Origin of the sequence: Christiangramia echinicola DSM 19838 (assembly GCF_000423065.1) — a bacterium.
In the GTDB taxonomy this organism is placed as follows: Bacteria; Bacteroidota; Bacteroidia; order Flavobacteriales; family Flavobacteriaceae; genus Christiangramia; species Christiangramia echinicola.
Map to the genome: position 1 here is coordinate 669,365 of NZ_AUHG01000011.1, position 13,962 is coordinate 683,326.

The 13,962-nt window shown below is 36.7% G+C and carries 14 protein-coding genes; all 14 read left to right on the forward strand.

Features of this window, described 5'->3' with window-relative positions:
* The first annotated feature begins 104 nt into the window (after positions 1 to 104).
* Positions 105 to 1,091 (forward strand): 6-phosphofructokinase, encoded by a 987-nt coding sequence (pfkA, locus tag G530_RS0108170; RefSeq protein WP_026934066.1) that lies wholly within the window; start codon positions 105 to 107, stop codon positions 1,089 to 1,091.
* A gap of 15 nt (positions 1,092 to 1,106) precedes the next feature.
* Positions 1,107 to 2,108: a type I glyceraldehyde-3-phosphate dehydrogenase gene (gene gap, locus G530_RS0108175; RefSeq protein ID WP_026934067.1), complete on the forward strand. Its 1,002-nt coding sequence runs from the start codon at positions 1,107 to 1,109 to the stop codon at positions 2,106 to 2,108.
* Positions 2,109 to 2,209: 101 nt separating this feature from the next.
* Positions 2,210 to 3,070, forward strand: coding sequence for an N-acetylglucosamine kinase (locus tag G530_RS0108180; protein WP_026934068.1), 861 nt, complete (start codon positions 2,210 to 2,212; stop codon positions 3,068 to 3,070).
* A 152-nt stretch (positions 3,071 to 3,222) separates the two neighbouring features.
* On the forward strand, positions 3,223 to 4,365 hold the full coding sequence (locus G530_RS0108185) for a sensor histidine kinase (RefSeq protein WP_026934069.1): 1,143 nt from the start codon (positions 3,223 to 3,225) through the stop codon (positions 4,363 to 4,365).
* A gap of 70 nt (positions 4,366 to 4,435) precedes the next feature.
* A complete protein-coding gene (locus tag G530_RS0108190; protein ID WP_026934070.1) occupies positions 4,436 to 5,974 on the forward strand; it encodes a YifB family Mg chelatase-like AAA ATPase in 1,539 nt (512 codons plus the stop codon).
* A 116-nt stretch (positions 5,975 to 6,090) separates the two neighbouring features.
* Positions 6,091 to 7,254, forward strand: a complete 1,164-nt coding sequence (locus G530_RS0108195) for a DUF2891 domain-containing protein (protein ID WP_026934071.1) — start codon at positions 6,091 to 6,093, stop codon at positions 7,252 to 7,254.
* Positions 7,251 to 8,471, forward strand: coding sequence for an Nramp family divalent metal transporter (locus G530_RS0108200; RefSeq protein WP_026934072.1), 1,221 nt, complete (start codon positions 7,251 to 7,253; stop codon positions 8,469 to 8,471). The genes G530_RS0108195 and G530_RS0108200 overlap by 4 nt, the downstream gene beginning before the upstream one ends.
* Before the next feature lie 73 nt (positions 8,472 to 8,544).
* Positions 8,545 to 9,285 (forward strand): 5-oxoprolinase subunit PxpA, encoded by a 741-nt coding sequence (gene pxpA / locus G530_RS0108205; RefSeq protein WP_026934073.1) that lies wholly within the window; start codon positions 8,545 to 8,547, stop codon positions 9,283 to 9,285.
* Complete coding sequence (gene pxpB / locus G530_RS0108210) at positions 9,285 to 10,016, forward strand: 5-oxoprolinase subunit PxpB (protein ID WP_026934074.1); 732 nt, start codon at positions 9,285 to 9,287, stop codon at positions 10,014 to 10,016. Before pxpA ends, pxpB begins: the two co-directional genes overlap by 1 nt.
* Positions 10,006 to 10,875, forward strand: a complete 870-nt coding sequence (locus tag G530_RS0108215) for a 5-oxoprolinase subunit C family protein (protein ID WP_026934075.1) — start codon at positions 10,006 to 10,008, stop codon at positions 10,873 to 10,875. The genes pxpB and G530_RS0108215 overlap by 11 nt, the downstream gene beginning before the upstream one ends.
* A 265-nt stretch (positions 10,876 to 11,140) precedes the next feature.
* Entirely contained in the window at positions 11,141 to 11,536 is a 396-nt protein-coding gene (locus G530_RS0108220) for a hypothetical protein (RefSeq protein WP_026934076.1), read from the forward strand.
* Positions 11,537 to 11,652: 116 nt separating this feature from the next.
* The gene (locus G530_RS0108225; protein ID WP_156888609.1) at positions 11,653 to 12,339 is read left to right on the forward strand and encodes a hypothetical protein; all 687 of its coding nucleotides are present in this window, start codon (positions 11,653 to 11,655) and stop codon (positions 12,337 to 12,339) included.
* A gap of 34 nt (positions 12,340 to 12,373) precedes the next feature.
* Positions 12,374 to 13,120 carry a hypothetical protein gene (locus tag G530_RS0108230; protein ID WP_026934078.1) on the forward strand — a complete coding sequence of 249 codons (747 nt, stop codon included), beginning with the start codon at positions 12,374 to 12,376 and terminating at the stop codon, positions 13,118 to 13,120.
* A 62-nt stretch (positions 13,121 to 13,182) separates the two neighbouring features.
* Positions 13,183 to 13,962, forward strand: a complete 780-nt coding sequence (locus G530_RS0108235) for a sensor histidine kinase (RefSeq protein ID WP_035716025.1) — start codon at positions 13,183 to 13,185, stop codon at positions 13,960 to 13,962.

A 13,962-nucleotide genomic window follows, 5' to 3' on the forward strand; every position in this document is an offset into this window, starting at 1 on the left:
AAAAGCCACTTAATAGTGGCTTTTTTTATTAGTTATTAACCGAAAACGTTTTAGTTTTTTCCGAAATTAGGTTAATGGAATGAAAGAGGTTAGCTTTGAGGTAAATGGTTGAAAATATAAGAAACATCGCAGTTCTAACTTCCGGAGGAGATGCTCCGGGAATGAATGCTGCAATAAGAGCAGTCGTGCGTGCATGTTCATTTTATAAATTAGAATGCACGGGCGTATATAGAGGCTATCAGGGATTAATAGAAGCTGACTTCGAAACACTTGATGCCCGGTCAGTAAGAAATATAATAAATAAAGGTGGAACATTCTTAAAGTCCACCCGTTCCGAAGAATTTAAAACTAAAGAAGGTCGTAAGAAAGCTTTCGATAATTTAAAGGCAAACAATGTAGATGCCTTAATAGTTATAGGAGGTGACGGTACGTTTACCGGTGGACAACTCTTTAGCCAGGAATTCAAATTCCCAATAGTAGGTATTCCTGCGACCATAGATAACGACATCAATGGTACAGATTACACATTGGGTTACGATACCGCATTGAATACAGTAGTAGAAGCGATCGATAAGATTCGTGATACCGCCAGTTCTCACAATAGACTTTTCCTTATAGAAGTAATGGGAAGAGATGCTGGGGATATTGCTTTAAATAGTGGTATTGGTGCAGGAGCTGAGGAAATCTTGATCCCAGAAGAAAACCTGGGAGCAGAAAGGCTTATAGATTCACTTCGGAAAAGTAAAAAATCAGGAAAGACCTCAAGTATTATTGTGGTGGCTGAAGGTGAAAAAAGTGGTAAGAATATATTTGAACTTGCCAGTTACATCGAGGAAAACCTGGACGAATATGAAATTAGAGTTTCTGTTTTAGGGCATATTCAGCGTGGAGGATCTCCAAGTTGTTTTGATCGTGTCTTGGCCAGTAAACTGGGCGTTGGTGCGGTTGAAGCCTTAATGAAAGGAAAATCTGAAATCATGGTAGGTATACATCACCAGAAAGTAGTGCATGTAGACCTGGTTACCGCAATAAAAGGTGACGCGAAAATAGATAAAGAATTAAGAAGGGTGGCAGACATCACTTCGGTATAATTAAAAACCAAGAAAATGAGTACAAAAATTGGAATTAACGGATTTGGGCGTATTGGAAGGATTGCTTTTCGAATTGCTGCTCAAAATGAGAATGTAGAAGTTGTAGCTATCAATGATCTTCTAGATGTAGATCACCTGGCATATTTATTAATATACGATTCGGTACACGGTAAATTTGATGGTTCTGTTGAAGTTAAAGACGGAAGCCTGATCGTGAACGGAAATAATATTCGAGTAACTTCAGAGAAGAATCCTGCAGACCTTAAATGGGGAGATGTAGGAGCAGAGGTTGTATTAGATTGTACTGGGATCTTCACAGACCTGGACAATGCTAAAGCGCATTTAGATGCAGGAGCCAGGAAAGTTGTTATTTCGGCCCCTTCTAAAACTGCACCAATGTTCGTGATGGGAGTAAACCATAAGGATGTAACAGCAGATGATCATATTGTCTCTAACGCATCCTGTACTACTAACTGTCTTGCGCCACTAGCAAAAGTGATCGATGATGAATTCGGACTTGTTGAAGGTTTAATGACTACAGTTCATGCAACTACTTCAACACAGTTTACAGTAGATTCTCCATCAAAGAAGAACTTTAGATTAGGAAGAAGCGCGATGGCTAATATCATTCCTAGTTCTACAGGAGCTGCAGTAGCTGTAACTAAAGTGATCCCTTCTTTAAAAGGAAAACTTACCGGGATGGCTTTTCGAGTTCCAACTACAGATGTTTCAGTAGTAGATCTTACAGTACGTACAGAAAAGAGCACATCTTATGATGAGATCAAAGCGGCTTTCAAAAAAGCTTCTGAAAGTGGAGCATTTAAAGGTGTTATCTCTTATACTGATGAAGAAGTAGTAAGCCAGGATTTTGTATCAGATGCACATACCTGTAATTTTGATGCTGGAGCTGGTATTGCTTTGAACGATAATTTCTTCAAGCTAATTGCATGGTACGATAATGAGTACGGTTATTCGGCTAAACTTATTGACCTTGCTTCTCACGTAGCGTCATTATAATATTTTTTAGATCTGAAATAAGCACAGTCTTACCTGATTAAATTGTAAATTTAGTAGACTTAACTGTGTTTATTTCAGGTTTTAATTAATCATAAGAACAGATGATTTTAATTGCTGATGGAGGTTCCACCAAGTGTGACTGGATACTTCTGAATAATGAAGGGGAGCAGATTTTTAAGACCAGAACAAAGGGTCTGAATCCAGCCGTTTTTAAAGAACCGGTTCTGGAGGAAAGACTTGCAGAAAATCCTGAGCTTGCCGAAATTAAAGATAAAGTTGAAAAGGTCCATTTCTACGGTGCCGGAGCTGGTACTCCAACTCCCAGAGAATTATTAAAGAGTATCATTGGGAATTATTTCACTAATGCAGATGAGGTACTTGTTCTGGAAGATATGGTGGCCGCAGTATACGCTGCTACTACCGAGCCTGGAATTGTTTGTATTTTAGGTACTGGTTCTAACAGTTGCTATTTTGATGGAGAAAATATTCATCAGGCAGTTGCTTCACTTGGTTATATTTTGATGGATGAGGCTAGTGGTAATTATTTCGGAAAACGATTGATCCGGGATTATTATTATAAGCGTATGCCTCCCGAAATTGCTGAAAAGTTCGAAGAAAAATTCGACCTGAATTCAGATACTATTAAAATGAATCTTTATAGAAAAGATAATCCAAATACATATCTCGCACATTTTGCTGAATTTATATTCACCAATGAACGTAACGGGTATTTCTATAAGTTACTTCATGAAGGTTTGACAGATTTTGTACATTCGAGAGTACTGGCTTATCCTCAGGTATCATCAGTTCCGGTGCATTTTATTGGAACGATTGCATATTTTAGTGAAGATATCATTCGAGCAGTATTACAACCTTATGGAATACAATTAGGGAATATTGTTAGAAGACCAATTGACGCCCTGATCGATTATTATCGTGAGAACGTGATTAAAGTATCTTAAAACTCATTTTTTTAATGTATTTAAAAGGCCTGCTATCTCAGCAGGCCTTTTTGTGTTTTTTATAATTATTTAATCAAATTTTAAGTTTTGAAGCTGGTAATTAGCTGGAAGACAAAAATTTAATTTAATTTAAAAGGCTCTAAGCGTTAGAAATGAAAACTGCAGCAGATATTATTAAATCTAATAGTAACAGGATTATGAAATCCTGGGAGGATCGTGTGAAAAATGAAATTTCTGCTTCTCAAATTTCTAGTAACCTTGCCTTAAGAAATCAGTTGCCAAATGTTCTGGATGATATTTCTGAAATCCTTACAAGGTATGATGGATTTCTGGAGGTAGAAAGAAATGAGAAATATAATGAGATCATAAAAAATAGTCTGGATCATGGACGTCATCGTGCGACCTCTTCTCATTATACCGTAAAGCAAATTCTTCAGGAATATGTCATTTTTCATCGTGTATTAACCGAGGTACTGGAGGAAAATGAAGTCTATTCCAAGGAGGTAGGTATTGTTCTTAAATATACATTAGAAACAGCGATGCTAACATCGGCAAGTTCTTTCAGTGATTCGTTACAGGAGATGAGGGAGAAATTGATTGGCGCCCTGGCACATGACATAAGAAATCCTATTTCTGCAGCATATTTCGCTTTGGATATCATCGACCCTGATGATGATAAAGAAAGGATAAAAAGGTTAAAATCCATGGGATTGGGTAGCCTTAAAAAAGCCCTTGAACTGGTTGAAGGATTACTTGATGCTATAAGTATAAAAGCAGGTGAAGGAATCACTCTTAATTTTGAAGCAATTGATATAATAGAAGAAATTAAATGGGTTTGTGAGGAAGCAAACCAGATATATCTAAATGAGGTAATTCTACAATCTAATACAAAAGAGTCCTTTGGAGTATTTGACGGTACGGCTATTAGACGAGTCGTTGAAAATCTTGTTACTAATGCCATTAAATATGGTGCTCGGGATGAACCTGTAAGAGTAATTCTAGAAGATAGTCGTGAAAATATTGTTATTAGAGTTCACAATGAAGGAGAATCTATTGATGAAAAACATCAAACTGAGATCTTCGAATTCCTGAAAAGAGGTAGAGAGACTGATAATTCCAGACTTGAAAGCTGGGGAATGGGGCTAACTATTGTGAAAAGTGTAGCCATCGCTCACGGTGGAAAGGTAGATCTAAAAAGTACTGATGAACATGGTACTACTTTTTCTCTAAGCCTGAAGAAATATTTTAATGAACCTGGGAAGGTTCGAACTAAATTAAATTATTCCGAAAAATAATGATCTAGATTTCGGATCTCAAATGATTAAATAATTTCAAAAACCCTGCCTTTGAAAAATATATTAAAATATGCTGGTAAAGGTATTTGGCAGTGCGGTTTATGGGGTAGAAGCCACTACGATCACTGTAGAAGTTAATGTGGCATCAGGGATTGGATATCATTTGGTTGGTCTTCCAGATAATGCCGTAAAAGAATCCAGTTACAGGATCACCGCTGCACTTCAGAATAATAAATTCAAGCTGCCGGGTAAAAAGATCATTATTAATATGGCTCCGGCAGATCTTCGAAAAGAGGGTTCGGCCTATGACCTAACTTTTGCCTTAGGTATACTTGCCGCTTCAGGGCAGATAAAAGCAGAAAACATTTCAGAGTACCTAATAATGGGAGAACTTTCTCTTGATGGAAGTCTGCAGCCTATTCGTGGATCTCTTCCCATCGCTATCCAGGCTAAGAAAGAAGGATTTAAAGGTTTTATATTACCAGAGCAGAATGCCAGAGAAGCTGCTATAGTATCTGGCCTTGATGTGTATGGAGTGAATAATATAACCCAGGTAATAGATTTCTTTGATAGAGATTTGGATCTTGAAAAAACGGTGATAAATACAAGAGAGACCTTCTTTAAAAGTTTAGATAATCTGGAACATGATTTTGCAGACGTTAAAGGGCAGGAGTCCATTAAACGCTGCATGGAAATAGCTGCAGCCGGCGGTCATAATATAATTCTTATTGGTCCGCCAGGTGCAGGAAAAACGATGCTCGCTAAGCGTCTGCCCACTATTTTACCGCCTATGACCTTACAGGAAGCTCTAGAAACTACTAAGATTCATAGTGTAGCAGGAAGGATCAGGGATAATATAGGATTAATGGCGCAAAGACCTTTTAGAAGCCCGCATCATACGATTTCTGATGTTGCATTGGTCGGAGGTGGAGCATACCCTCAACCGGGTGAGATTTCACTCTCACATAATGGTGTTCTATTTCTTGATGAATTACCAGAATTTAAAAGGGGTGTGCTGGAAGTTATGCGACAGCCCTTGGAAGACAGAGAGGTTACGATATCAAGAGCTAAATTCACCGTAACCTATCCTTCCAGCTTCATGCTGGTAGCGAGTATGAATCCAAGTCCCGGAGGGTATTTCAATGACCCGGGGTCTCCGGTGACTTCTTCTCCTTATGAAATGCAAAGATATTTAAGCAAGATAAGTGGTCCGCTTTTAGATAGAATAGATATCCATATTGAAGTGACTCCTGTGCCTTTTGAAAAGTTAAGCGAGGAAAGAAAGGGAGAAAGTAGTATAAAGATCAGGGAAAGAGTTACCAGAGCCAGGGAAATTCAAACAAAACGCTTTGAAGCCCTGGAGCACATCCATTATAACGCTCAAATGGGACCAAGGCAAATCCTTGAATTTTGTAAACTTGATGATGCATCCAAAAATCTGTTGAAAACTGCCATGGAACGTCTAAACCTTTCAGCCAGGGCCTATGATCGAATTTTAAAGGTTTCCAGGAGTATTGCAGATCTTGAAGGTAGTGAGGGGGTAAAAGGAGATCATATTAGCGAAGCCATTCAATATAGAAGTTTAGATCGCGAAGGCTGGCTTGCCTGAATATCTTGAGTTTTAATTAACTAAACCTAACTGGCTTTTTTATATTTTTGGAAAGACCGTAAATACCAATCTACGTTTTCCGGAAGTTTTTCTTCGGAAACCAACAACCTAAACTGATGAAAAGATTTTTTCTTGTATTAATATGTCTTGTAATTTTTTCCTGTAAAGGAGATAAAGCTAAGGAAACCGAAATTAATGAAACCGATAATGATAGTTTAGATGTGGAAGGGCTCCTGCCAGAAGGACTTGCTGTTTCTGAACCTGTGATTCTTGACTTAGAAGAAGCAAATAAACTCGTAGAATTACCACTAAGTTGTATAAATACAGAATATCCAAATAAATTAGGACAGACACTCGAAAATAAAGAAGCTTTAGGTGAGCCTCACGAATTACATCCTGCCTTTTATGGATGTTTTGATTGGCATTCATCAGTGCACGCACACTGGTCTCTGGTTAGCTTATTAAAACAATTTCCAAAAATTGAAAGAAAAGAAGCGATTAGAGAAGCTCTACAAAATTCACTTTCAGCCCAGAATATCCAGGGTGAAATTAAGTATTTCGAACGTAAGGAAAGCGGATCCTTCGAAAGGACTTATGGCTGGGCATGGTTACTTAAACTGCAAGAGGAACTTAACACTTGGGAAGATCCAATGGGCCAGGAGTTATCAGGTAATTTGCAACCTTTGACCGATCTTATTGTGCAAAAATATATACAGTTTTTACCTAAACTTAATTATCCTATAAGAGTAGGGGAGCATACTAATACCGCATTTGGTCTTACTATGGCTTATGATTATGCTGAAACTACAAAAAATGAAAAATTACTGGAAACCCTTAAGAAAAGGGCTCAGGATTTTTATTTGAAAGATGATGACTGTCCTGTTACCTGGGAACCTGGAGGATATGATTTTCTATCACCTTGTCTTTCTGAAATTGATATTATGAGAAGGGTGTTGCCTAAAAATGCTTTTAGTTTATGGGTAGATGATTTTATGCCTCAGTTAAAGAATAAAGATTTTGAGATGGAAGTGGCCGAGGTTTCAGATAGAACCGACGGGAAATTAGTGCATCTTGATGGTCTTAATTTTAGTCGTGCCTGGATATTCTATGGTCTGGCAAAGCAATACCCTGATAACTTCGGGCATCTAAAAAGCCTTGCCAATGAGCATATCGCTTATTCCTTTCCTAATGTTGTAGGTGATAGTTATGAAGGAGGACACTGGCTTGGAACCTTCGCTATTTATGCTTTACAGGAAGCACAGATGAATGTGAAGAAGTGAAAAAATTTTTAAAAAATCTCGGGCCCGGTATATTGGTTTCAGCGGCATTTATTGGGCCCGGAACTGTAACTATTTGTAGTATAGCCGGGGTGAACTTCGGCTATACGCTATTATGGGCATTATTAATTTCAATATTTGCCTGTATTGTACTTCAGGAAATGTCGGCTCGTTTAGGTCTGATCTCCGGAAAAGGTTTAAGTGACTGCATCCGTGATGAAATGAAAAATCCTGTGATCAGGATCTTTATTCTATTTCTTATTTTCTCAGCCATTGTGATTGGTAATGCGGCTTATGAAGCAGGGAATATCACCGGTGCAGTTTTGGGAGCCGAAGCTGTTTTTTCTTCGGTTAATTTTGAAATTGGTGCATTCAGCATCAATATCTGGAGTTTAATAATAGGAGGGGTCGCTTTTTCTCTTCTTTACCTGGGGAGCTATAAAAAACTTGAAAAAGTATTTATAGCCCTGGTTCTCTTAATGAGTATAGCTTTCATTTTAACAGCATTTCTAACTAAGCCTGATCTATCTGAGGTTTTAAAAGGATTTGTACCCGGATCTTTCGATTCTGGTCTGTTAACCATTATAGCTCTGGTCGGGACTACGGTAGTTCCTTATAACCTTTTTCTACATGCTTCACTGGTAAGTGAAAAGTGGAGTGGTCCCAAATTTCTGGGAGCCGTTAGAAAGGAGCTGGTTTTTTCTCTTATGCTGGGTGGATTGGTGTCAATGGCTATAGTAGTATGTGCCGCAGCTTCAAATATTAGTAATATTGAAAGTGCTGCAGATCTTGCCGTAGGACTGGAACCATTATTTGGTAGTTCGGCTACTATTTTCCTTGCCGTAGGACTTCTGGCTGCCGGGATCACCTCTTCTATTACTGCTCCGCTTGCTGCAGCCTATGTTGTGCAAGGGTGCTTGGGATGGAAAGGAGGAATGCAGTCGGCTAAATTTAAAATGGTCTGGATGATCATTATAATTCTTGGAGTATTGTTTTCATCTCTAGGAGTAAAGCCGGTTGAAATTATACAATTTGCCCAAATTGCCAATGGCCTGGTGCTGCCAGTCATTGCGATTTTCTTATTTTGGATAGTGAACCAAAGATCTGTTTTAGGTAAGCACAGAAATAATTTTCTCCAAAACCTGATAGGGGGCGTAGTAATAACATTGGCAATTTTTCTAGGTGTGAAGTCTATTTTTAATGTAATTCAGAACTTATAAGATCAGCCTTTAGAAGAATTTGATATCTAGTTATAGGGCGCATCTTACAGATTAAAAAAATAATTATAAACAGATGAAAAGGATGATTCATATTAATTGTGACCTTGGAGAAGGCGGAGATTTTGATGAGGAGCTTATGCCATTGATTTCTGCCTGTAATATTGCCTGTGGAGGTCATGCAGGTAATTTAGAAAGCATGCATAGAACCGTTAGACTGGCCATGGAGAATAATGTAGAAATTGGTGCCCATCCATCATATCCAGATCGTAAGAACTTTGGCAGAAATCATCTCGAAATGTCTGCAGAAGATCTTAAGCTCTCCATAGAAGGTCAGGTTTTAAGTTTGAAACAGATCGCAGAATCTGAAGGCGGAAAAATGACTCATATTAAACTTCACGGTGCACTCTATAATGATGCCGCAAAAGATGAAAAAATTGCCCGGTTAATTGTTGAATGTCTCCAGGATCTCGAGGATGATTTCAAGATATTTGTTCCTCTAAATTCCAAGATTTCTGAATTTGCGATGGGGAAATTCGACCTGGTTTTTGAGGCATTTGCAGACAGGAATTATAATGAAAATTTCAGCCTGGTTTCACGTTCTGAAGGGCATGCTTTGATCACCGAAAAAGAAGAGGTTTTTAAACATGTTTTCTCCCTATATAATGATAGAAAAATCATCACCAATTCCGGTATTGAAATAGATGGAAAAGCTGATACTTTTTGTGTGCATAGTGACACTCCTTCTTCCCTGGAGATTATTCAATTTTTGCATAAAAAGTTTGCTGAAAAAGGAATAGGAGTAAAGAATACTTAATGTCAAAATATCCTCAAATATCACCACTTGGAGACCGCTCTATACTAATAGATTTTGGTGGAGAAATTAGTTCTGGATCGCTGGAAAAAGTCCTTTTCTTTAAGAAAAAGATAGAAAAATCAAACTTTAAACAAAAGGTTGAGGTAATTAATACATACAACTCGTTATTAATTAGTTACCTATTCACTATAGAAGATGTCTATGGAGAGGTTTTGCGCTTAAAAGGCCTCGTAAGGCAGGCTAATATACCAAAAAAATCGAACTATAAAATTTTTCAAATCCCGGTTTGTTATGACAAGGATTTTGGTCTCGATCTGGAGTATATTTCTAAAGCAAATAATCTCACCATAGAAGATATAATTGAACTTCACACAGCTCCTTTATATCAGATCTATTTTATAGGTTTCTTACCCGGTTTTTTATACCTGGGAGGTCTTGATAAAAGACTTCATATTTCAAGAAAAAAATCACCCCGCAAATCTGTTGAAAAAGGTGCCGTTGGTATAGGTGAAAATCAAACAGGAATTTACCCGAAATCCAGTCCTGGAGGATGGCAGATTTTAGGTAAAACTCCTATTGATTTATTCAATAAAAATGAAGATCCTCCAACTAAATTTTCAGCTGGTGATAAAATTAGATTTGTTGCTGTTTCTAAAAATGAATTTGTCGAAATTGAAAAGGAAATCGCAGATCAAAATTACACTTTGAAATTTGAAAATTATGAAGGCTGAAATTGAAATTTTACAACCAGGTTTGTTTTCAAGTATTCAGGATCTGGGTAGATTCGGATATCAAAAATATGGTGTCCCGGCTAGTGGTGTAATGGATAGATATGCTATGCGAATTTGTAATTTGGTACTGGGTAATCCTGAAGACACCGGAGTGCTGGAATTTACCATGCAGGGGCCGCATTTAAAATTTACTGAGTCAACTTCAATTTCTATTAGTGGAGCAGATCTTTCTGCAAGCTTGAACGGAAATTTAATTCCGATGAACGAGCGTATTGAAATAAATGCTGGAGATGAGTTGAAATTTGGTAAGCCAAGGTCAGGTTTCCGTGCTTATATGGGAATCCTGGGCGGATTTATTTCTGAAGAGCTTATGGGTAGTAGTAGCTGGTATGAAGGTCTTACAGAGAATATCAGGTTGACGAAGGGAATGAAGTTGCATTATTCCTCAGAGAATTTGGTAGAAGTTGATACTTACTCTTCCTTAAAAATTGAATCTGACTATGTGCTTTCCAAAGAAATAGAAGTTTATCCTGGACCTGAATATGATAAATTATCGGTAGACCAGCAGAAAACAATTTTTAATTCTGAATATACAATTGAAGAAACCAGTAATCGAATGGCGGTTCAATTTAAAGAAGATTTTGAAAATGAGCTGGAACCTATAATAACCGGTCCTGTAATGCCGGGAACCGTTCAATTAACACCTTCAGGAAAGCTAATTCTACTTATGAGAGATTGCCAGACTACTGGTGGATACCCCAGGATATTACAGCTTTCGGAATATGGAATACAGGTATTAGCTCAAAAATTACCTGGAGAAAAGGTCGGCCTTTTTAGAAAAGAATATCCTAATTTCTAAATGTAAATTCATTAAACATAAAAAAGTGCCACCGTGGTTTTATGTTATAGAAAAGACCCTACTCAGAACTATAACAAACCTTGGTTAGCACTTTTTTGCCCCAAAACACTTTAGCTTTACTAAAATGACTGAAACAAATATAGGTTAGAAGATCAATGGTCAAAAGGGGAAATTTCCCCTTTATTCAGTCTGAAAGTAGAAATAGTTCTAAATAATTATATTTTTAACATTCAATTAATCAATTATTTAATTAGATCTGATAATTATGGGGCAAAGAATTCCTAAAGATGACGCTAAACGAATGTGTGAAAACTGGACAGGTTCCAAACAACCTGGTAATTCAAAGAGCCCGGGAAAGGCTATTAGAAGTGCTGGATTTGAGGATACTTATGAAACCTGGTTTAGTGTAGATGAACTAGAAAAATATTTAAAGTACGTCAAGGATAAAATAAAGGATAATCCGGGTATTCGAATTTATTTTGGGAATTATGGTAAAAACATAGGGCCGGCCAATAATTCCTGTACTGTTTTTCTTGCTCCAACCAGAGGTGCCAGTGAAGAAAGGGTTGATGCTATAGAAAACGTGAACGATTATGATACAGATCCATATAATTCAGGAACAGGAAGAATTCCTCCTGCACCTTATGACCCGAATGCTTAAATGAATTAAATTATAATAACTGTTCCTCTGCCGGTGAACGCCGTAGAGAAGTTTATCTTTAAATGAAAGAATATCTTATTTATATTTTCGAAACGAAAATTTATATTACTCATCTAATGGAATTAATTGCTGCCGTAGCAGGCAGCATTTTTCTCACAAAAACTAACCGGGAAAATTCTGATTATAAAATTTTCGTAAGATTCTTATGGTCTGTCCTGTTAATAGATATACTTGGTGGATATGCCGCACTGGCGTATTTCAGTAACTACGAATTATTTGGATTCATAAAGGGAACACCATTTGTTCGCAATGAATGGTACTTCAATATAGTAGAGGTTTATTTTATTCTTATATATACCTATCTTTTCCGTAGCCAATTATCTGGAAGAAGAATGAAATATTTACTCAAATGGAGTATGATGGGTTATCTGATAATTGCAGTTCTAAATATGTATTTAAGTGATGATTTTTTTACTGGGGACCTTATGTTGAATGACATGTTAGGGGCTTTTTTGATCGTATTATCTGTATTCTTCTATTTTTTTGATATGATGATTAGTGATAAGGTACTTACCTTTTATAAAAATCTATTTTTTTACGTTGCCATAGGCGTTACCATTTCCTACCTGGTGAGGGTACCCATTAGTATATATGGAGCCTATTTCAATGAAAGGAATGATGCTTTTCTTGAATTGTTTTATGACCTGGTAAGATATACTAACATTTTTATGTATTCCATGTTTGCTATGGGCTTTTATATGGATTATAGGTACAGGAAAAAATGGTTATTACAAAATACCTGATATCTTTACCGGTAACCGTTAATTCTGCGTTTGTGTGAAGCTGATAGAATTTCTTCTAGAAACAAAATTATACATTGGGACGATATTCGAAATAATCGCGGCACTTTTCGGATTATGGTTTTTAAGAAAATCAGAGAGTACGGCATTAGAGATTAAACTATTTGTCTATTATCTGGTTTTAATAGTATTCTTAGAGATTTATGCCTATTTACCTATTTGGGCCTATCTTGAAGAATATGAGATTCTCGGTTTTTATAAGGATTCCCCTTTTCGAAGAAATGTATGGTGGGCTAATATTCTTAAAATTATCACGACGCTGTGTGTTTCATGGATATATATCAAGGCACTGAGAAATCATGAATTAAGACGAAATCTTATTTATATCCTTTTAGTTTACCCGGTCTTGAGTATCATTAGTTTTTTTACTATCGGAGAATTTTTCAATGCATATGATCCCTATGTAAATATCATTGGAACCTTTATAATCCTTATTAGTGTAGGTTCATTTTATGTAGAAATTCTGAGATCAGATCGTATACTTACTTTTTATGGTGATATTAGATTCTATATTTCTTTCGGAATGATTCTCTGGAGCCTGTGTATGGTTCCTCTTGATATTTATAGTAGCTTTTTCAGTCTGAAAAATCCTCTTTACATAGAGCTTCATACATTAATTCATCGTTATGCGAGCATTTTTCTGTATTCCTTATTTTCGCTAGGATTCTATATGGATTATAGAATGAATAGAAATGGAAAAGGCCAATCGGTTAAAAATAGTTGAATCAGGTTTTTCTAGCTTATGTATTATTTTATGTAACATTGTTGTGCTAATCAATTAATAACATGCTTCGAAAAGAAGAGATCTTACTCATTATTTATTTTATACTCGTGATCTTATTTCTGGCAGGGTTCACTATTTTATTCTTTATAACTTACCAAAGAAGGAAGAATAAAATTCTTCAGGAGAAATTTCAGGCCGAACAGGAGTTTAAAAATGAACTTACTACTGCGAGATTAGAGATACAGGAAGCCACATTAAAGAATGTTAGCTGGGAATTGCATGATAATATCGGTCAATTATTAGCCGTGGCAAGTATGCAGCTCAATGTTCTGAATAAAAAAGTTACCGAGGAGAATAAAAATGGTTTTCTCGAAGTTAAAGATCTTGTAGCAAATTCCCTTGCAGAGATAAGGGCACTTTCAAGATCCTTAAATAATGAAGTGATAGAATACGTAGGCCTTGAAGCCTCTGTGAAAAATGAGATAGATCGTTTTAATAGACTTGAAGTTGTTGCAGCACGACTGGAAATAATAGGAGAAGGTTACACTATTCCACAAGAGCATAGCATTATTCTTTTTAGAATTCTTCAGGAATACTTTTCTAATGTTATTAAATATGCTGGTGCCTCTAATCTTAAGGTGAAATTCGAGTATGTTGAGGATGCAATTTTTATTGAAGCGATTGAAGATGGTCGTGGCTTTGACATGGAGAAAGAAGAATCTGGTGCCGGGCTACTTAATATGCGAAGCCGTGCAGAGATGATTCACTCCGATTTTAATTTAAATTCTTCGATAGGTAAAGGAACTTCTTTATCTTTACGATATCCAACCAAGATGAACTAA